The organism is Bacillus yunxiaonensis, from assembly GCF_037104695.1.
Lineage (GTDB): Bacteria > Bacillota > Bacilli > Bacillales > Bacillaceae_G > Bacillus_A > Bacillus_A yunxiaonensis.
The window spans coordinates 583,766-602,445 of sequence record NZ_JBAWSV010000002.1; the positions used below are offsets into that span (position 1 = coordinate 583,766).

Genomic DNA, 18,680 nt, shown 5'->3' on the forward strand with positions numbered 1-18,680 from the left:
AGAATACAATTGAATTGATTATAAAAGAAAGAAAGTGAAAGCAGTGAGAATAGGATTTTTAGACTCTGGTATCGGTGGAATTACTGTACTTCATCAAGCGTTAAAGATCTTACCAAATGAAGATTATATTTTTTATGCTGATACTTTACATGTTCCATATGGTGAAAAACCAAAGGAAGAGGTAAAACAATATATTTTTAATGCTGTTGATTTTATTGCGGATCAAGATGTGAAAGCATTAGTCATTGCTTGTAATACGGCAACGAGTATTGCTGTGGAAGATTTACGTAAAAAGTACGATTTTCCTATCTTGGGGATTGAGCCAGCTGTAAAACCAGCTGTTCAAAATAGTGAAGAAAAGCGAAAAAAAGTTTTAGTGTTAGCAACTAAACTAACTCTTAAAGAGGAAAAATTTCAAAATTTAGTAAAAAGCATAGATAATCACGATATTGTTGAAAGTCTACCTCTTCCTGGTCTTGTACAATTTGCTGAGGAATTCGAATTCAGTGAAGAGAAAGTTTTACCCTACTTAAGACAGCAATTATCTATATTTGATTTAAAACAATTTGGAACAGTCGTTCTCGGTTGTACTCATTTTCCATATTTTAAATCCAGTCTACAGAAACTTTTGGGCGAAGATGTAGACATTATTGACGGAAGTGTTGGAACTGCTAAAAATTTAAAGCGAATTCTCGAAGAAAATAACCAAATGAACAATGGAACAGGAAATATTTCATTTTTTAAATCTGGTGATAAAGTTGAAGATGAAACTACTTTATCTAATTATAAAAAATTATTAGCACTGTTAGATAAGGAAAGCTCACTCACAAAATAATTCCATATGAGCGGTAAATCAAGAGGCGCAGATAGCTGTGTTTTTGAAACTTGTTCTGCAATTTCTAAAAGCACAGCTATCTGGTCTCCCTCTATCAGTTTCGCTATTGCCTCCTTTTCAGCAATAGCGAAACTGATAGAAGGGTCATACCGCCCGTTAACAAGGGATAAAAAACAAGTATAAAGCCAATGTGATTTTATACTCGATTTCCCACACTATTCATTATATTGTTCTACATTATCAGAACTACCTAATCTTACATTTGAACTGTTCCTATTTACGATGGCGCAGTTTATATATCAGACTCGCAACAATAGCCGACGGTAAATTAAACAAATTCCCTTGCAAACTGAAATGCGTTTGTTCTTCTTCAAATGACATCTTTTCGTATAACTCACTTTGTGTAAGCCTAGTCTTCCTCATTCTTTCTTTTAAGCCAGATATATAAGAGTATTGGATTGGAATCATGATTAGAAAGTAAAGGATAGCAATACTCCCGAAAAAGATACTAGCAGATAACACATACACTACTCCCTTCATTTTCCATAATAATACATCGAACGAAAATTCAGATATTTATTTATACAAAAAAACTACCCTTTCAGGCAGCTTTTCCTCCTTAACGATCAATCAATTGAACCATCAGCAATGCTTTTCCAACAACGTTTCCTTCATGTCGTACTTCTACTTCAACTTTACCAAATTTACGTCCAATTTCTAGCACCTTTGGATGGACGGACACCACGTTATCAATTTGAACCGGTTTTACAAAGTAAATCGTTAAATTCTCAACAATGACGTCACCTTTTTTCTGGGCACGAAGCACACGATTTGTTGCTTCTGTCACAATTGTTGTAAAGACGCCATATGACAAAGTCCCTATTGAATTTGTCATTTGTGGTGTGACAGAAAAATGATAAGCAGAATCTTGTTTTGCTTCTTTCGGATTCATAAATTGATTCGTTACAATATCATCAATCGTTTCCCCAACTTGCGGCTGACGCTGAATCATTTGGAGCGCTTGCAGCACATCTTGACGACTAATAATCCCTTGCAATGTATTGCTATCATCAACAACTGGAAGAAGCTCAATTCCTTCCCACACCATCATACGTGCCGCTGCTGCAACAGACATTTTTCCGTTGACAGTAATCGGCTGTTTTGTCATTACTTTTTCAATTGGTGTTTCTTTTACTACACCAATCATATCTTTGGACGTTACAATGCCAAGCACTTTATTTGCTTCATCTACAATCGGATAACGGCCATGCATCGTTTCTTCATTATATCTATGCCACTTTTCCACTGTATCACTTGGCTTTAAATATACCGTCTCTTCAATTGGTGTTAAAATATCTTCAACAAGAACGATTTCTTTTTTAATAAGCTGATCATAAATAGCGCGGTTAATAAGCGTTGCTACTGTAAATGTATCATAACTGCTCGAAATAATCGGCAGCTTTAATTCATCTGCCAATTTCTTCACATGCTCTTCTGTATCAAATCCACCTGTAATGAGTACAGCTGCTCCTTCTTCAAGCGCTAATTGATGTGCCTGTGTACGGTTTCCGATAATAAGTAAATTCCCAGCTTCCGTATAGCGCATCATTGCTTCAAGTTTCATTGCCCCTATTACAAACTTGTTTAACGTTTTATGTAAACCTTCTCTTCCGCCAAGTACTTGACCATCTACAATGTTAACAACTTCTGCAAATGTTAGCTTTTCAATATTTTCTTTCTTTTTTTGTTCAATACGAATTGTCCCGACCCGTTCAATTGTACTTACATATCCTTTATTTTCTGCATCTTTAATCGCACGATATGCCGTTCCTTCACTTACGCTCAACTCTTTTGCGATTTGGCGCACAGAAATTTTATGCCCAATTGGCAAACTGTTGATATATTCTAAAATTTGGTTGTGTTTCGTAGCCAAAAAGTTTCACCATACTTTCTTTTCCCTAAATTCTTCACGCGTTATCTTTTTAGTATACTATATTTCAAAAACTGTTACACTGCATCTTTCTATATCTGTACTATTTTTTTTATAACAAGTCTATACAAGTTTCTTACAATAATGTAATTTGCTTGTCACCTCATTCGATGGTTTGTTTCATTTCCTTATCGTACAATGAAAATAAGAAATAAGAGAAAAGGAGCGATATGATATGAAAAAAGCTTTAAAAATAATTAGTGCGGTATTGTTAGCATTCGTGGACGGAAAGAAAGTAGCGATAGCATTAAACGAAACAGCAGAAATAGAAACAGGCACACCACAATCTAAGAATGATATAACAAATACAACATTCACATTATACCCTTCTCACATATAGAAACCTTCACTTTGCCGCGCAAAATGAAGGTTTCCTTTTTTTATAACTCAATACCTTCCCCAGCTTCTAACACTTTCCCTACACTACCGGTTAATTTTCCTACAAATTGATACGGATCTTGTTCGATAACTGGGAATGTATTATAGTGCATTGGCACAACAATTTTTGCTCCAATCCATTCTGCAGCTAACGCGGCATCCCCTGGACCCATTGTAAAGTTATCTCCAATTGGTAAAAATGCAACATCAATTGTATGGCGAGAACCAATTAATTTCATATCCGAGAACAACGCTGTATCTCCGGCATGATAAATTGTTTTTTCTTCTGCAGTAAATACAATCCCTGCTGGCATACCTGTATATGTAATCGTTTGATTTTCTTCATCAACATAGCTAGAACCATGAAATGCTTGTGTAAACTTCACTGTTCCAAATTCAAATGCATGAGAACCTCCAATATGCATCGGATGTGTATTTACACCTTTCCAACCTAAAAATGTCGCAAGCTCAAACGGCGCAATGACAACTGCATTATGTTTTTTTGCTAATTCTACTGTATCCCCAACGTGATCACCATGTCCATGAGAAAGGATAATTGCATCAACTGTTACCTCTTCTACTTTTAAATCTGTTTTCGGATTACCTGTAATAAATGGATCAATTAAAATAACCTTTCCGTTCGTTTCAATCTTTACAACTGAATGACCGTGATAAGATACTTTCATCTTTTCATTACCTCCCTTATTCATATTCACACCTTCTATTCTACACGATTTCGCAATTTCCTGTCTTTTCAAACATCGATTTGCTTGTCATAACGCTTTCGTTCGATGTAAAGTTATACATGTAATTGAAATTTCGGAGGTGCAGATCTATGAATACTAGATTAGAAAAATTAATGCAATGGTTACAAGAAAAAAATACAGAAGCTGCATTCTTAACTTCTACACCGAGCGTCTTCTATATGACGAACTTCCACTGCGAACCGCATGAAAGACTACTCGGTCTATTTGTATTCCAAGAAAAAGAACCAATGTTAATTTGTCCGAAGATGGAAGAAGGACATGCGAGAGGCGCTGGCTGGACTCATGAAATTATCGGATATACAGATACAGACAATCCATGGGATATGATTGCAAAAGCAATCAAAGCACGCGGCATTGATGCAAATGCAGTAGCAATCGAAAAAGAACATTTAAATGTAGAACGCTACGAGCACATCTCACAATTATTCCCAAAAGCATCTTTCAAACCTGCTGAAGAAAAAGTACGTGAACTTCGCTTAATTAAAGATGAAAAAGAACTTGCGATTTTACGCCAAGCTGCTGCTATGGCTGATTATGCAGTTGAAGTTGGGGTAAATGCAATTCAAGAGAACCGCAGTGAACTTGAAGTACTTGCAACAATTGAGCATGAATTAAAGAAAAAAGGCATTCATAAAATGTCCTTTGACACAATGGTATTAACAGGTGCAAACTCTGCACTTCCGCACGGCGTTCCTGGTGCAAACAAAATGCAGCGCGGTGATTTCGTCCTATTTGACTTAGGTGTTATTATCGACGGTTATTGCTCTGACATTACGCGTACAGTTGCTTTTGGCGAAATTTCAGACGAACAAAAACGCATTTATGACACTGTATTAAAAGGACAATTACATGCAGTTGAATCATGTAAACCAGGCGCAACATTTAGTGAAATCGATCGTGCTGCTCGTTCTATTATCGCAGATGCTGGCTACGGCGACTTCTTCCCGCACCGCCTTGGTCATGGACTTGGCATTAGCGTCCACGAATATCCAGATGTAAAAGAAGGCAACAACTCTCCATTACGAGAAGGAATGGTCTTCACAATTGAACCTGGTATTTACGTACCAAACGTAGGCGGCGTTCGTATTGAAGATGATGTTTACATCACGAAAGATGGCGTGGAAATTTTAACGAAATTCCCGAAAGAATTACAGTTTGTAAAATAAGCAAAAAAACGCTTGGAAATCATTACGATCCAAGCGTTTTTTTTGCATTTATCTGCAAAACTTCAAAGTTAAAATCCATTAGCTTCTAACTTCATCATTCCACCAAAATAATGTTGAGCAGTAGTAAAAGAAATGAATGCACAAAGCTCACTTATTTCAGCTTCTGAAAAATACTCTTTTAATATTTGAAAAGAAGAATTTGAAATGTTTCCTTTTTGTTCTTTTAAAAAGACTTCTGCAAATCCAACTGCAACAGATATTTTTTCATCAAATATATGAGGCTCAGGCTTTCCTTTTGCTTTGCAATACTCACAACCATTGCTTTGTGCTAATGTCCTTCTAACCTGTTCTTTTAATTTTGATGATAATAGCCCATCCTTTTCTAATACTTCTCCTAAATAAGACCACGCCTCCATAACTTTTTTATTGTGTCCTAAAAGTTTTTGAAAAGGCGTTTCTCCGAAATTTGATTCATTGATTCTTGCCATTTACAACACCTCCTTGTTATATTAAGCATACAGAATAAAATCTGCAGATTACATTAAATTAGAAATCTATTATTAAATAATCATTTAAATAACTAATAAAAAAAGAGGAATTACTTTAAAAATGAAAATAGATGATATTGATAAAAAAATAATAGTTGAGTTATCCAATAATAGTCGTCTATCAATGAGTGAACTTGGAAGAAGGATTAATTTATCTTCTCCCTCTGTCACTGAACGAGTAAGACAAATGGAGTCATTTGGAATAATAAAAAAATACACTTTAGAAATTGATTATGAAAAATTAGGACTTCCTATCCAATGCATAATAGAAGCGACAGTTAAAAACGGAGGGTATAAAAATTTTAAAAATTACATTGAAAGTCTTCCTAATGTGGATTTTTGTTACCGTATAGCTGGAAATGCTTGTTATATGCTTAAAATGCACTTTGAGAACTTTTCTAAAGCAGAAGAGTTTATCGACGTTGTAAATCCATACGCATCCACTGTTACACATTTTATCTTTTCTCAAGTCCAAACGAGTTTAAAAATGGATTCAGATTAAGCTGTTCCGTAATTATCTAACGGAATATATTCCATAAGAAGCTGAAGAGATATCGATATGTTGCACTCCATTTTTCTAATAACATTAATTCGTATATGTCATAATTCATTACTCGCTACTTTCTATATACTTAACGTCTAAACATATAAAACGTATACAAATGAAACAAAAAAAGCACATCAAAACTTGATGTGCTTTCAATCTTGTAAACGCTAGTTTCCTCTACCTCTTTAAAACAACTCGTTTTAAACCACCTTGTCTTTATAAGTATGTAAAAATAACTCTTCAAACTCACAAGCCGGCAGTGGCTTACTAAAATAATATCCTTGTATGTAAGAACAATTATGCTCCCTTAAAAAGGCTAGTTGTTCCTCTGTTTCTACACCTTCTGCTGTAATTTCAAGACCAATATGTCGCCCCATCGCGATGATAGCTGCAGTGATTCGCTTCGTTCGTACATCTTCATGGATATCTTTAATAAAAGAGCGATCAATTTTCAATTTTTGAATTGGATAGTCTTTCAAATAACTTAATGAACTATGACCGGTTCCAAAATCGTCAATACTAATCGTTACTCCTAAATTACGAAAAGCCCATAACAGCCTTTTCGATCGCTCTACATTTGTCATAGTCATACTTTCTGTTACTTCTAGCTCTAATAAATTAGGAGATAACTTATATTTCCGTAATAAGTCCGCAACAGTTTTTACAATATCCTCAGCCTGAAATTGCCTTGGTGATAAATTAACAGACACACGAATTGAGTATCCTCTATCATCCCAAGCTTTCGCTTGCCTGCACGCTTTCTCCAATACTAACTTCCCAAGCGGAATAATTAAACCCGTTTCCTCTGCCAACGAAATAAATTTTAATGGTGAGCGCATTGTACCATCTCGTAACTGCCAACGTACAAGCGCTTCTACTCCAACAACCTCTCCTGTTTCACAATGAACTTGTGGTTGATAATAGAGAGTAAATTCATCGTTCTCAATCGCTTTCCGGAGTTGCTGTTCTTCTACTAATTGCTTCTCTGAAAGTTCTCCAATTGCCGAAGAATAAAGACGATAGCTACTCTTTCTACTTTCCTTCGCCGTATACATGGCGATATCTGCACGGCCCATGATTGTTTCTACTTCCACTCCATCCCGGGGTGCTACAGCAATTCCAATACTAACAGTGCAATATAAATGATTCTCCTCTATCACAAAAGGTTCCTCAAATGTATGTATAATTTGCTTTGCCAATTGAATCGGCTCTTGTTTCGATTGAATATTAGGAAGTAAAATTGTAAATGCATCGCCGCCTAAGCGTGCAATTGTCCCTCTCTTTCCAATTTTCATTGCTAACTTGTCTGCTACTTGTTTTAATAATATATCTCCTACATTATGTCCTAGGGCATCATTAATTACTTTAAAACGATTTAAATCCAGAAAGAATACAGCACACTTTTCATTATTTCCTACACTATCCTTCAAATTGGCTTCCAACTTTTCCATAAAATTGCGCCTGTTTGGCAATTCTGTGAGATTATCATAATAAGCTAATCGATATATATTTTCTTCATTTTCTAACTGCTCTGTAATATCCCTTGCAATTCCATATATACAATCCAATCGTTCTTCCATATAAACTGGGACTAATGTAATATTCAAATCTAAAACCGAATCATCCTCTAATTTAATTTTCGTATTAAAGTTATGTGCTTTCTTGGCATGAATCGTTTGATAGAAATATAATTTAACTTTCTGCTTTTCTTCTCTTGTTAACACATGTATCATTTTTTTATTTTGCAATTCGCTTTCTCTATAACCAAGCATTTCCTCCCCCGCAGGATTCATGCTTAATAACCGCCCATCATACGATATTGAAAAAACAGCATCTAAATTGTGACTAACAAGTGAGCGATACCTCTTTTCATTTTCAAGCAACTCTATCGCTTGAAATCGAAAACGCCGATCTGTAACAGCACCAAATACTAAAAAAAACTGAATCATTATCGTCGTAACACCGATTATAATTACAAGTGTGTAACGATTCATTCCAGACGGCACTGTTAAAACAGAAGGTAAGCCAAAAGATGTGGCAGCCATTTCTGTATAATGCATACCCGCTATCGCAACTCCCATAGCGATAGCACTTATAAGTTTATATATAGTGGCTCTTACAGAATTTTTATATTTAGACAATTCAAATGAAATTTTTAAAGTTGCTATAGAAGCTACAATCGCAATTAATATTGATAATATTAATAAAAATGGATCATATTCAATATCTACTAACACCATCGCTTTCATCCCAATATAATGCATAGCACCAATTGCTATCCCCATCAAACTGCCGCCTAGTACAAAATGAATCCACTTTACTTGTAGATAACTTACACTATACAATCCGATTAAAGAAGCAATACATGAAACAAACATAGAAAACAGGACAAGCTTTAGGTCGTATTTAATAGATATTGGAAGCTGAAAGGCTAGCATGCCAATAAAATGCATAGACCAAATCCCAACTCCCATTGTAATAGAACCAAAAAATAACCATAACTTCCTTCGTTTTTCATCCGAATGTGCAGTCCGTCCTACAAGATCTAAAGCAGCATATGATACAAAAACCGAAATTACTACTGACAGCGATACGAACCAATTATTATAAAAACCGATTAATTGTTGCATCCACTTTTTCTCCTTCTATATCCTAATATAAAGAAATATCGTTTATGTAAACATAAAAATATCATAATACACTGCTTTCACTGCTGGATTTTTCTTTTCTAGTAAAAAGTCTCTTAATGTAAAGAAGTCTTTTTATTATTATATACGAAATATCTACGATTGTTTACGTATAATTCTTCTTTTCAGCGTATCATAATGAAAAAACAGAAACGACGCAAGTTTTTACACTTACACCTTTTCTATTTTTTCATTAAACTTTTCATACATTCTCCACGATAACTGTATCGGCATCTATGTCTTCAAAACAAAGATTTACAGTACGCTTCAATGCTCTTGTCCGATGAATCGTCCCTGCTGGAATAGATAACGTATCATTTGGCTTTAAGATAATTGTTTCTTGATCTTGAAAATCAATCAGCAGCTCTCCTTCTAACACCATAAATAACTCATCAGAATTCGAGTGGAAATGCCAATCATATTCTCCGGTGAATACAGCAATCCGCAAACAATGATTATTTACATTTGAAACGACAAAATTTTTATGTTTCTCTGTAATATTTCTTGTCATCTCTAATAAATTGATTTTTTCTAGATTTAATTCTTTTGTAAGTTTTCTCTCCACATTTATCTCTCCATTATTCAGGTGATATATAACAATCTCTTCTAAGTTCATCATATCAAACATTTTCCCGACTTATCAGATAAATAATTAGAAAAATTAGAATTTAATTATAGATTTAAAAGTTAACCCGTGTTAATTTATTAATAAGATTTAACTTTTATTAATAAGGAGCATAGTAATGAAAGAGAAGTTACCACTACGAGAAATCAAAAAAGCACGAACAAAAATCAAGCTATTTCACACTGCATTAGACATCATTGGAGAAAAATCATTTCGAGAAGTATACGTTGAAGAATTATGTGAACGAGTAGAAATTTCGAAGGTGACATTTTTTAAAATGTTCTCTCGAAAAGAAGACATTCTTATTTATTTCATGAGGTTATGGTTAACGGATCGTATGTTGGAACTGAAAGAAACAAACAAAAAGGGAATGACCGCACTCCGTCATATTTTTGAAGGAGTTTCAGAATATGCAAAAGAAAAACCTGGATTGATGCTAAGTTTGATTGCATTTCTCTCTGAAGAAAAAATGCATCCTTGTATGCCTCATTTAACCGATGCAGAAATTCATCTATTATATCCCGAAAAAGAAGAACAAGTTCGAAAGCTCATTCCAAATTTGAATGAAGTATTTGCAAACTGCGTGGAAGAAGGAAAAGCTGCAGGAGAAATTACAACCAAGATGGACACTTCACATATTGTAAAACTACTACACTCTATTTTTTACGGCGCCTACTTAACAGCTCATGTCTTTCAAACTCAAAATGTAATGGAAATGTATGATCTTCATTTAAACATATTAAATCCATAGTAAAAGAGGGATGAATAATGAAGTCTGTAATATCTGGACGTTATACTGCACAGATGGATGATTCCTTTGTAGTATTTGTGATTGGTATGCGAATTAATAAATTTTTCGCTGTTTCAAAGTGGTTACCTGTAGCTCTGGCAATGGGTGGAATGCTAAAAGAACTATATGAAAATAAAAAACTCGGTTTTCTCGGCACAGAATCTTTCTTCAACGGCCGCACAATTGTACAAATTCAATATTGGAGATCATTTGAAGCCCTTGAACACTATGCACGCCATGCTTCCTTACATTTAGAAGCATGGAAAAATTTTAACCAAAAAGCTTCCAAAACTGAAGCAGTTGGAATTTTCCATGAAACATTTGTTGTTGAGAAAGGTCAATACGAGAGTTTATATGCAAATATGCCCCTATTCGGTTTAGCCAAAGCAGGTACTTCTCTTCCTATAAGTAGTCAACGAGAAACTGCACGAGCACGCATGAAACCATAATAAAAGCGGCTACCCAATGGGTAACCGCTTTGTAGTCTTTCTTATGATAAAGCAGGAGCTTTTTCAAGAAGCTCTTTCGCATCTGCATATTGTAAACCATGTGCTTCTGCAACTGCTTCGAATGTTACGTAACCATCTAATGTATTAATACCTTTTAATAAGGCACTGTTATCTAAGCAAGCTTTTTTATAGCCTTTGTTTGCGATTTGTACTGCGTATGGTACTGTTACGTTTGTTAACGCAAGAGTTGACGTACGTGGAACTGCACCAGGCATATTTGCAACTGCATAGTGAACTACGCCGTGTTTTTCGTAAGTTGGGTTGTCGTGTGTTGTAATACGGTCAGTTGTTTCAAAAATACCGCCTTGGTCGATTGCGATGTCGACTACAACAGAACCTGGTTCCATAGATTTAATCATTTCTTCTGTTACAAGTTTTGGCGCTTTTGCACCTGGAATTAATACTGCACCGATAACAAGATCAGACTCTTTTACAGCTTCTGCAATGTTATACGGGTTAGACATTAATGTCGCTACTTGGTTACCGAAGATATCGTCTAATTGACGAAGACGATCTGGACTTAGGTCGATAATTGTTACATCTGCACCTAAACCAACAGCAATTTTCGCTGCGTTTGTACCAGCTTGACCACCGCCGATAATTGTTACTTTACCGCGTTTTACCCCTGGAACGCCTGCAAGTAAAATGCCTTTGCCGCCTTTGTTTTTCTCAAGGAACTGTGCACCAATTTGTGCAGACATACGACCAGCTACTTCACTCATAGGTGCAAGTAGTGGTAAAGAACGGTTGTCTAATTGAACTGTTTCATACGCAATTGCGACTACTTTATTTTCAATTAATGCTTTTGTTAATTCTGGTTCTGGAGCTAAGTGTAAGTACGTGAATAAAATTAAGCCTTCGCGGAAATAGCCGTATTCGCTTGCGATTGGCTCTTTTACTTTCATAACCATCTCTTGATTCCAAGCTTCTTGTGCTGTTTCTACAATTGTTGCTCCTGCTTCTACATATGCTTCATCTGTAAAACCAGATCCTAAACCAGCACCCTTTTGAACAAAAACTTCATGACCATTGTGAATTAAATGAACAACACCAGCTGGCGTCATTGCCACACGATTTTCATTGTTTTTAATTTCTGTTGGTACACCGATACGCATTGGAAATTCCCCCTTGAGATTATAAAATTACCCCTGAATAGCCATAGCATATACGCTTTTCATAAAGCGTTTTCTATTCTCTTACATTTTACCATAATCTCGCAATTTTTGACAAAAACAACGCAAGTTGTCCGATAGAATTTGTCTAGTTTTGACGATATCGATGAATAACGTCAACTGCTCCAGTTACTTCTATAATTGTTCCCGTAATCATGTCCGAATCTTCCTCACATAAAAAGGAAATTGTACGAGCGATGTCTTCCCCTGTGCCTGAACGTCCAATCGGTGTACGATCATCAGGTACTGCACGTGCCTTAGCAATTGTTGCCTCTTTCATATCACCAATAATGTCACCCGGACATATCATATTTGATGTAATACCATATTCCGCTTCTTCATAGGCAATCGTTTTAGTGAGTGAAACTAGTCCGACTTTTGCAGCTGCAAATGCAGAACGATACATCCATCCCGGCGCACTATCTGCTCCTTGAAATCCATAATTCACAATGCGGCCAAATTTCTGCTGCCGCATAATTGGTACAACGAGCTTTAATAAATGAAAAACTGCCGTTAAGTTACCATGAATCATTTCATTCCATTCATCATCTTTATACTCAACTAAATTTTTACGTTCAAATACGTAAGGACCTGCATTATTAATCAGAAAATCAATACGACCAAAACGCTCCATCGCTTTTGTTACTACTTTATGTAAATCTTCTTGTTTCGTTACATCTGCTTGCACAAATTGCATACGATGCGCAAGATCTTTATATTGCTGTTGTAACGTTTCCATCGCTTGTACATCGCTGCGATACGTTACTGTTACCGAATATCCTTTATGTAATAATTTCTCTGTTACTTGCTTCCCTAAACCTTTTGTACCGGCTGTAATGAGCGCATGTCTCACAAAAATAAGCCTCCTTTTTTCTTGCTATATTTCATATGTAACAACTTCTTCGCACAATTACAACTAAAATGTTTGAACAAATTTTTCAAAATTCTGTAACGTTTCTGACATACTTTTTTCCATAATTTACTTTATAATAAAAGTGTAAAGAGTTATAACACTTATACAATTGGGAGGAATCGTTCATGAATACTACATATACAAACATTTTAATTGCTGTCGATGGCTCTAAAGAAGCTGAAAAAGCATTCAAAAAAGCAATTCAAGTAGCAAAGCGTAACAACGCTACATTAACAATCGCTCATATCGTTGACGTCAAAGCTTACTCTGCAGTCGAAGCATATAGCCGTGCTATTGCAGAACGTGCAAATTTATTTGCAGAAGATCTATTAGAAGACTACAAAAAGACTGCACTAGAAGCAGGTCTTACAAAAATAGAAACTGTACTAGAATTCGGTAATCCAAAATCCAAAATCTCAAAAGATATCGCACCGAAGCACCACGTTGATTTAATTATGTGCGGTGCAACTGGTTTAAACGCAGTAGAGCGTTTCTTAATCGGCAGCGTCTCTGAACATATTATTCGCTATGCAAAATGCGATGTCCTTGTTGTTCGCGGTGAAGAAGAACAAGGGGAAATTTAATACCTATAATGAAGCAGCACCAAGCCTCTATTTTACGAGCTTGGTGCTTTTTTATTTACTTAAACTTCCATCAGTGGGGGCCCACCTATCTTCTTCGCTTTCCTCTTAATCGTCTTGCTGCCCTAAAACAGCAGGATAAGATGATTCTGTAAGGTTATGCTAAGAAAAAAGGAAATGAGGGAAACGGCATGGAAAGTCATGAACGTATCATACTAGATTTAAACGGACAAGAAATTGATATGGTAGAAAAAATTTGTGCCCACTTCAAAGAAAAACATGGTGTGGAGTTAAGTCACGGTGCACTTTTTCGTGATTTAATGGACATAGAATATATTCGCATTACAGAAGGAAAACATAAATACGAACAGGAAAAAATATAGGCGCCTGGTTGCTTGCATCGTACAAGCAACCTTTTTCTTTATGCATACATTATTTATATATGTCCAAGCATAAAGGTGTGATGTTTTTGAGTGATGAGAATAAAAGAAAAAGCAAATCCGCTACTCCGATTATGAACTTATGTATATTTACTCTTCCCGGCTGCAATGTAACAGAAAAACAAATTAAGCAGCAAGTTGCGTTAGCAACCAAAATATGGAACATAGACTTTATTATCACAAGTATCACAACGCTGAAAAATTTTTCTGTTCAAACGAATGATACTTCATTTCGTAAAAGACAAAGCAAAAATATACAGCGATTATTTCGTGAAAGAAAGTATCTCTTTCCAAATCCAAATAGTATTTCAATATTCTATACAAATGCAAGGCACCTCTCGAGTAACACGACAGGACGAACGTTCTCTTCCTTAATGACGAAAAGCCGTTTCAACCATATTATCCTCACAAAGTCTTCACTAGAAAATACACTTGCGCACGAACTCGGACATATCTTATTCTACTCCCACCGAAAACTACAAGGAAAAAATCCAGATAGAAACTCTTATCGAACGCATAGCCTAGACCCTGAGAATATTATGTTTGGAACTGCTACAAGCCGTAAACGAAAAACAACATCCCTGCAAAGATCGAGTGCATTAGAAAGTACATTAATTGAATATATGTAACAATCATGAAAAAACCCGTGAAACATTACATGTTCACGGGTTTTTCCACTATCTCTTTTGCTTTTTGAAGTGCCTGTTCAATTTGTTCGAACCCTGTACCACCTGCACTGTTTCTTCGTTTTACTGCTGCGTATGGTGAAAGCACTTCATATAAGTCTTCCTCAAATAATGAGCTCATCTCTTGGTAGGTTGTTAACGGTAAATCTAACAAATAAACACCTTCGTTAATACAATGAAGGACAAGCTTCCCTACAATTTCATGTGCCTGACGAAACGGTAACCCTTTACTCGCTAAATAATCTGCAATCTCTGTCGCATTTGAAAAATCTTGCGTGACAGCCTGTGCCATTTTATCTTTTTTCACCGTCATCGTCTCAAGCATGCCTGCCATTACATGTAAACAACCCTTTACTGTATTTACCGTATCGAACATGCCTTCCTTATCTTCTTGCAAATCTTTATTGTAAGCAAGCGGCAATCCTTTCATAACTGTTAATAAGCTAAACAAGTTGCCGTATACTCTTCCTGTTTTCCCACGAATAAGCTCTGCCATATCCGGATTTTTCTTTTGCGGCATAATGCTGCTACCCGTTGCATAGCTGTCGCTCATTTCAATAAACTGAAATTCTTGACTGCTCCATAAAATAAGTTCTTCACAAAAACGTGATAAATGCATCATTAATATCGAAGCATTACTTAAAAATTCAAGAATGAAGTCACGGTCGCTTACTGCATCTAAGCTATTTTCATATATTCCATCAAAACCGAGCAACTGCGCACTATACTCGCGATCAATCGGGAATGTTGTCCCAGCAAGTGCCCCGGCTCCAAGCGGAGAAATGTTAATACGTTTTAACGAATCTTTCAAACGATTCGCATCGCGCTCTAACATCCAAAAGTATGCAAGGAGATGGTGTGCAAAAGAAATCGGCTGTGCACGCTGCAAATGCGTATACCCCGGCATAATTGTTTCGATATGTTTTTCAGCTTGTTCTGCAAGTACAATTTGCACTTGTTTCACTGCCTCGATAATGCCTTGCACTTCATTTCGCAAATACAAATGCATATCCGTTGCTACTTGGTCATTACGACTTCTTCCTGTATGCAGCTTACCGCCAACTTCACCAATATGCTGAATTAACATCTTTTCAATGTTTAAGTGAATATCTTCTGCTTCAACAGAAAACGTAAGCTCTTGCTTCTTTGCCTTTTCAAGTAAATACTGCAAGCCGTTTTTAATTGTCTCTCCTTCTTCAGCCGTTACGATACCGCATTTCGCAAGCATCGTAACGTGTGCCATACTTCCTTGTATATCTTCTACTGCTAATTGCTGGTCAAAGGAGATGGAAGCTCCAAACTCCTCAACCCACTGTTCAGCCTGTTCCGTAAAACGGCCGCCCCAAAGTTTGCTCATGCCTCCACCTTCTTTTGATTCACTTGGCTGTATACTTTTGTTGGTAAACCAAATAATGAAATAAATCCAATCGCTGCATCATGATTAAATTCATCATCTACTGTATACGTCGCTAATTTTTCATCGTATAGAGAATACTCTGATTTACGTCCTTCTACAATCGCATGTCCTTTAAACAGTTTCACACGTACTGTACCTGTTACATTCTTTTGCGTTTCTTGTAAAAAGGCAACAAGAGCATCTTTTAAAGGCGAGAACCATAAACCGTTATAAATTAACTCTGTTAATTTTTGTTCAATCATAGGTTTAAAATGTGCTACTTCTTTTACAAGTGTTAAATCTTCTAATTCCTTATGTGCAGTAATCAACGTCATCGCCGCTGGGCATTCATACACTTCACGTGACTTAATACCAACAAGACGATTTTCTACATGATCGATGCGGCCAACCCCGTGCTTACCAGCAAGAGAGTTTAACGCTTTAATTAACTCTGAAAGTGAATATGATACGCCGTTTAATGTCGTTGGCACCCCTGCTTCAAAACCAATTTCTACAAATTCAGGTGTGTTTGGTGTATCTTCTAACGCTAACGTCATTTCATATGCATCTTCTGGCGGTGCTGCCCATGGATCTTCTAAGATTCCACATTCGTTGCTGCGTCCCCATAAATTTTGATCAATTGAAAACGGGCTGTCTAAGTTAATCGGAATTGGTACATCATTTTCTTTCGCATATGCAATTTCCTCTTCACGTGACCATTTCCATTCACGCACCGGTGCAATCACTTCTAAATATGGATTTAACGCTTGAATAGAAACTTCAAAACGGACTTGGTCATTTCCTTTTCCTGTACATCCATGTGCAACTGCACTTGCACCTTCCATCTCTGCAATCTCTACTAATTTTTTAGCAATTAACGGACGAGATAATGCAGATACAAGTGGATATTTCCCTTCATATAACGTGTGAGCTTGCAGTGCTTTTAATGCATATTCATTCGCAAACTCTTCTTGTACATCAATCATATAAGATTTAATTGCTCCGACGGACAATGCTTTTTCTTTTACAAACTCTAAATCTTTTCCTTCCCCTAAATCTAAACAAAGTGCAATAATATCGTATCCTTTTTCTTGTAACCATTTAATCGCAACAGAAGTATCAAGACCTCCGGAATATGCTAATACAACTTTTTTGTTCTCCATTTTATATCCCCCTAAAGAATAATTATTCATTATTATTAATATTAATTCATAATTTATCACCTTTTCCACAATGTTGCAAGGGATATTCATAAATATTTTCAAAACAATTTCATCGAAGTTCTTTCTCTTTTTCGATACAATGAAGACAATAAATGGAGGGGACGATATATGGAACAATATTTCACATATGATGAACATCTGGGGATTAAGCTACCTGATTTCCAAGAAGAATGGGAGGATATTCCTAAAACAGTACAACATGCAATTTTATTAAAGTGGGAACAAATTCGCGGGAAAATACCAGATCGGATTAAAGAACTTGAACATATCATTAACACGAAACAACACCGCTTAAATAACGAAGAAAACTTTGAAATTTCTTGTAGACTCAATACAGAAATCGCGAATCACGCTTCCATTATTAACGACCTTTGGCTTTGGTATCGTCTAACTCAAAATGTGTCTGAAGGGAAAGCACATCAGTAAAGTGAAGCTTCCATATAGAAGTTTTGAGAAAGGAGTATGTTCCTTATGAAAGCTTTATTCATTATCATACTTACTTTTCTTAGTGTCATTAGTTGGGAAGCCTTTTTTAAAGATAAAAAGACGAATTAAGAAGATGATTCATAAAGTGAAACTCCCATCAGTGGTTTTTTATCCCCCACCTATCTTCTTTGCTTTTCTCTGAATCTTGAGGTGGAGATCTTACCGTCCGCAAATAGCAGGATAAAAAAGTCGTTGAGAATATTTTCTCAACGACTTAAAAATTTTTATAAAGTGAAACCTCCAGCAGTGGAGGTTTCCTTCATCAAACATGCACAAAAACATCGGAAGTTATTGCAAGCGTTTTCAATATTAGGTAAACAATAATGACGGCTTGTCTGGTAGATTTTAAAATTAATCAGTTAATATATTTCGATATTATAATAGCGAAAAACGTACTCTTTTCTATTCCGTTGAATGTGTAGTGGTAATCGTATTTTTCTTTTCATGGATATAAAACACCTACTCTGTGCATGTAATACTTTCCATCAAACGATATAATAAAATATCTAATTCTTGACTACATGTAATCACTCTATGATGATTAACACCATACTTTCTTATAAGTTCAATCAATTCCTCCCTTTTTTCTTCTATGCTTGCCTGTATCTCTATCGTTTTCATACGAATCTCTCCAGTTACCATAGATGATATAATTTGAATTATAGGAAATGTTTCATCTAAATTGAATATTTTGTAACTAATTAAAGTACGTTTTAACAGATAGCAAATGAAATTTAATTTTGCATTCAGAAAACCTTTCGACAGCAAATATTTTCTGAATGCACCATTTTTCAGCAAAATTTACATGAATTTCACCTAACGCTTCCATATTTACGAAGTATGTAGTTTTTTCGTTGCCCATTGTCGGTTTCCAAGAACATACATTTAAAAAAAGTATGATATAATAGTATATAATCTTTTATAGAAAGGATTTAGATATC

General features: G+C 35.7%; 21 protein-coding genes. 10 read left to right on the forward strand and 11 right to left on the reverse strand.

Translation table 11 applies throughout. The annotated features are described in order from the left end of the window. Nucleotides 1-43: 43 nt before the first annotated feature. Nucleotides 44-835, forward strand: coding sequence for a glutamate racemase (gene murI, locus WAX78_RS09070; RefSeq protein WP_336482020.1), 792 nt, complete (start codon nt 44-46; stop codon nt 833-835). Nucleotides 836-1,108: 273 nt separating this feature from the next. Here the strand turns inward: murI and WAX78_RS09075 are convergent, their stop codons facing one another. Further along, complete coding sequence (locus WAX78_RS09075) at nt 1,109-1,375, reverse strand: DUF3949 domain-containing protein (RefSeq protein ID WP_413789177.1); 267 nt, start codon at nt 1,373-1,375, stop codon at nt 1,109-1,111. Nucleotides 1,376-1,454: 79 nt separating this feature from the next. Beyond that, nucleotides 1,455-2,768, reverse strand: a complete 1,314-nt coding sequence (locus WAX78_RS09080; RefSeq protein ID WP_336481940.1) for a CBS domain-containing protein — start codon at nt 2,766-2,768, stop codon at nt 1,455-1,457. Between the two features lie 232 nt (nt 2,769-3,000). Between WAX78_RS09080 and WAX78_RS09085 the strand changes: the two genes are divergently transcribed. Then, a complete protein-coding gene (locus WAX78_RS09085) occupies nt 3,001-3,165 on the forward strand; it encodes a hypothetical protein (RefSeq protein ID WP_336482026.1) in 165 nt (54 codons plus the stop codon). 40 nt (nt 3,166-3,205) lie between these two features. Here the strand turns inward: WAX78_RS09085 and WAX78_RS09090 are convergent, their stop codons facing one another. Next, a complete protein-coding gene (locus WAX78_RS09090) occupies nt 3,206-3,889 on the reverse strand; it encodes a metal-dependent hydrolase (protein WP_336481941.1) in 684 nt (227 codons plus the stop codon). Nucleotides 3,890-4,038: 149 nt separating this feature from the next. On the opposite strand from WAX78_RS09090, the gene pepQ reads away from it, so the two are divergent. Beyond that, nucleotides 4,039-5,136: a Xaa-Pro dipeptidase gene (gene pepQ, locus WAX78_RS09095; RefSeq protein WP_336481942.1), complete on the forward strand. Its 1,098-nt coding sequence runs from the start codon at nt 4,039-4,041 to the stop codon at nt 5,134-5,136. Between the two features lie 68 nt (nt 5,137-5,204). Here pepQ and WAX78_RS09100 read toward each other — a convergent pair whose 3' ends face one another. Beyond that, nucleotides 5,205-5,624, reverse strand: a complete 420-nt coding sequence (locus tag WAX78_RS09100; protein WP_336481943.1) for a carboxymuconolactone decarboxylase family protein — start codon at nt 5,622-5,624, stop codon at nt 5,205-5,207. Nucleotides 5,625-5,745: 121 nt separating this feature from the next. Here WAX78_RS09100 and WAX78_RS09105 point away from each other — a divergent pair, with 121 nt between their 5' ends. Then, nucleotides 5,746-6,186, forward strand: a complete 441-nt coding sequence (locus tag WAX78_RS09105) for an Lrp/AsnC family transcriptional regulator (RefSeq protein WP_336481944.1) — start codon at nt 5,746-5,748, stop codon at nt 6,184-6,186. Between the two features lie 245 nt (nt 6,187-6,431). On the opposite strand, the gene WAX78_RS09110 is transcribed toward WAX78_RS09105, so the two are convergent. Beyond that, nucleotides 6,432-8,861, reverse strand: a complete 2,430-nt coding sequence (locus tag WAX78_RS09110; protein ID WP_336481945.1) for a bifunctional diguanylate cyclase/phosphodiesterase — start codon at nt 8,859-8,861, stop codon at nt 6,432-6,434. A gap of 259 nt (nt 8,862-9,120) precedes the next feature. Then, nucleotides 9,121-9,429 (reverse strand): cupin domain-containing protein, encoded by a 309-nt coding sequence (locus WAX78_RS09115; protein WP_336482022.1) that lies wholly within the window; start codon nt 9,427-9,429, stop codon nt 9,121-9,123. Between the two features lie 232 nt (nt 9,430-9,661). Between WAX78_RS09115 and WAX78_RS09120 the strand changes: the two genes are divergently transcribed. Together WAX78_RS09120 and WAX78_RS09125 are read left to right on the forward strand one after the other, a co-directional pair. Then, complete coding sequence (locus WAX78_RS09120) at nt 9,662-10,294, forward strand: TetR/AcrR family transcriptional regulator (RefSeq protein WP_336481946.1); 633 nt, start codon at nt 9,662-9,664, stop codon at nt 10,292-10,294. 17 nt (nt 10,295-10,311) lie between these two features. After that, nucleotides 10,312-10,782, forward strand: a complete 471-nt coding sequence (locus WAX78_RS09125; protein WP_336481947.1) for a DUF4188 domain-containing protein — start codon at nt 10,312-10,314, stop codon at nt 10,780-10,782. A 41-nt stretch (nt 10,783-10,823) separates the two neighbouring features. Here the strand turns inward: WAX78_RS09125 and ald are convergent, their stop codons facing one another. Together ald and WAX78_RS09135 are read right to left on the reverse strand one after the other, a co-directional pair. Beyond that, on the reverse strand, nt 10,824-11,957 hold the full coding sequence (gene ald, locus WAX78_RS09130) for an alanine dehydrogenase (RefSeq protein WP_336481948.1): 1,134 nt from the start codon (nt 11,955-11,957) through the stop codon (nt 10,824-10,826). Between the two features lie 145 nt (nt 11,958-12,102). After that, nucleotides 12,103-12,867 (reverse strand): SDR family oxidoreductase, encoded by a 765-nt coding sequence (locus WAX78_RS09135; RefSeq protein ID WP_336481949.1) that lies wholly within the window; start codon nt 12,865-12,867, stop codon nt 12,103-12,105. A 185-nt stretch (nt 12,868-13,052) separates the two neighbouring features. On the opposite strand from WAX78_RS09135, the gene WAX78_RS09140 reads away from it, so the two are divergent. The 3 genes from WAX78_RS09140 (at nt 13,053) to WAX78_RS09150 (ending at nt 14,577) form a co-directional block, all read left to right on the forward strand. After that, complete coding sequence (locus WAX78_RS09140) at nt 13,053-13,511, forward strand: universal stress protein (protein WP_336481950.1); 459 nt, start codon at nt 13,053-13,055, stop codon at nt 13,509-13,511. 188 nt (nt 13,512-13,699) lie between these two features. Continuing rightward, nucleotides 13,700-13,891 carry a ProA domain protein gene (locus WAX78_RS09145; RefSeq protein WP_336481951.1) on the forward strand — a complete coding sequence of 64 codons (192 nt, stop codon included), beginning with the start codon at nt 13,700-13,702 and terminating at the stop codon, nt 13,889-13,891. Nucleotides 13,892-13,950: 59 nt separating this feature from the next. Further along, nucleotides 13,951-14,577, forward strand: a complete 627-nt coding sequence (locus WAX78_RS09150) for a hypothetical protein (protein WP_336481952.1) — start codon at nt 13,951-13,953, stop codon at nt 14,575-14,577. Between the two features lie 25 nt (nt 14,578-14,602). Here WAX78_RS09150 and argH read toward each other — a convergent pair whose 3' ends face one another. Both argH and WAX78_RS09160 read right to left on the reverse strand, forming a co-directional pair. After that, nucleotides 14,603-15,991 (reverse strand): argininosuccinate lyase, encoded by a 1,389-nt coding sequence (gene argH, locus WAX78_RS09155; protein ID WP_336481953.1) that lies wholly within the window; start codon nt 15,989-15,991, stop codon nt 14,603-14,605. Further along, nucleotides 15,988-17,193: an argininosuccinate synthase gene (locus tag WAX78_RS09160; RefSeq protein WP_336481954.1), complete on the reverse strand. Its 1,206-nt coding sequence runs from the start codon at nt 17,191-17,193 to the stop codon at nt 15,988-15,990. The genes argH and WAX78_RS09160 overlap by 4 nt, the downstream gene beginning before the upstream one ends. Nucleotides 17,194-17,361: 168 nt before the next feature. On the opposite strand from WAX78_RS09160, the gene WAX78_RS09165 reads away from it, so the two are divergent. Then, complete coding sequence (locus WAX78_RS09165) at nt 17,362-17,679, forward strand: radical SAM protein (RefSeq protein WP_336481955.1); 318 nt, start codon at nt 17,362-17,364, stop codon at nt 17,677-17,679. Between the two features lie 519 nt (nt 17,680-18,198). Here the strand turns inward: WAX78_RS09165 and WAX78_RS09170 are convergent. Then, the gene (locus tag WAX78_RS09170) at nt 18,199-18,360 is read right to left on the reverse strand and encodes an aspartyl-phosphate phosphatase Spo0E family protein (protein ID WP_336481956.1); all 162 of its coding nucleotides are present in this window, start codon (nt 18,358-18,360) and stop codon (nt 18,199-18,201) included. Nucleotides 18,361-18,680 lie beyond the last annotated feature (320 nt).

What these genes read in the sequence shown, in the direction of transcription:
- WAX78_RS09140 (WP_336481950.1), top strand. Translation starts at nt 13,053, where the DNA reads ATGAATACTACATATACAAACATTTTAATTGCTGTCGATGGCTCTAAA.
- argH (WP_336481953.1), bottom strand. Translation starts at nt 15,991, where the DNA reads ATGAGCAAACTTTGGGGCGGCCGTTTTACGGAACAGGCTGAACAGTGG.
- WAX78_RS09120 (WP_336481946.1), top strand. Translation starts at nt 9,662, where the DNA reads ATGAAAGAGAAGTTACCACTACGAGAAATCAAAAAAGCACGAACAAAA.
- WAX78_RS09125 (WP_336481947.1), top strand. Translation starts at nt 10,312, where the DNA reads ATGAAGTCTGTAATATCTGGACGTTATACTGCACAGATGGATGATTCC.
- pepQ (WP_336481942.1), top strand. Translation starts at nt 4,039, where the DNA reads ATGAATACTAGATTAGAAAAATTAATGCAATGGTTACAAGAAAAAAAT.
- WAX78_RS09165 (WP_336481955.1), top strand. Translation starts at nt 17,362, where the DNA reads ATGGAACAATATTTCACATATGATGAACATCTGGGGATTAAGCTACCT.
- ald (WP_336481948.1), bottom strand. Translation starts at nt 11,957, where the DNA reads ATGCGTATCGGTGTACCAACAGAAATTAAAAACAATGAAAATCGTGTG.
- WAX78_RS09160 (WP_336481954.1), bottom strand. Translation starts at nt 17,193, where the DNA reads ATGGAGAACAAAAAAGTTGTATTAGCATATTCCGGAGGTCTTGATACT.
- WAX78_RS09100 (WP_336481943.1), bottom strand. Translation starts at nt 5,624, where the DNA reads ATGGCAAGAATCAATGAATCAAATTTCGGAGAAACGCCTTTTCAAAAA.
- WAX78_RS09105 (WP_336481944.1), top strand. Translation starts at nt 5,746, where the DNA reads ATGAAAATAGATGATATTGATAAAAAAATAATAGTTGAGTTATCCAAT.
- WAX78_RS09090 (WP_336481941.1), bottom strand. Translation starts at nt 3,889, where the DNA reads ATGAAAGTATCTTATCACGGTCATTCAGTTGTAAAGATTGAAACGAAC.
- WAX78_RS09085 (WP_336482026.1), top strand. Translation starts at nt 3,001, where the DNA reads ATGAAAAAAGCTTTAAAAATAATTAGTGCGGTATTGTTAGCATTCGTG.
- WAX78_RS09110 (WP_336481945.1), bottom strand. Translation starts at nt 8,861, where the DNA reads ATGCAACAATTAATCGGTTTTTATAATAATTGGTTCGTATCGCTGTCA.
- WAX78_RS09150 (WP_336481952.1), top strand. Translation starts at nt 13,951, where the DNA reads ATGTCCAAGCATAAAGGTGTGATGTTTTTGAGTGATGAGAATAAAAGA.
- WAX78_RS09170 (WP_336481956.1), bottom strand. Translation starts at nt 18,360, where the DNA reads ATGAAAACGATAGAGATACAGGCAAGCATAGAAGAAAAAAGGGAGGAA.
- WAX78_RS09075 (WP_413789177.1), bottom strand. Translation starts at nt 1,375, where the DNA reads ATGAAGGGAGTAGTGTATGTGTTATCTGCTAGTATCTTTTTCGGGAGT.
- WAX78_RS09145 (WP_336481951.1), top strand. Translation starts at nt 13,700, where the DNA reads ATGGAAAGTCATGAACGTATCATACTAGATTTAAACGGACAAGAAATT.
- WAX78_RS09115 (WP_336482022.1), bottom strand. Translation starts at nt 9,429, where the DNA reads ATGACAAGAAATATTACAGAGAAACATAAAAATTTTGTCGTTTCAAAT.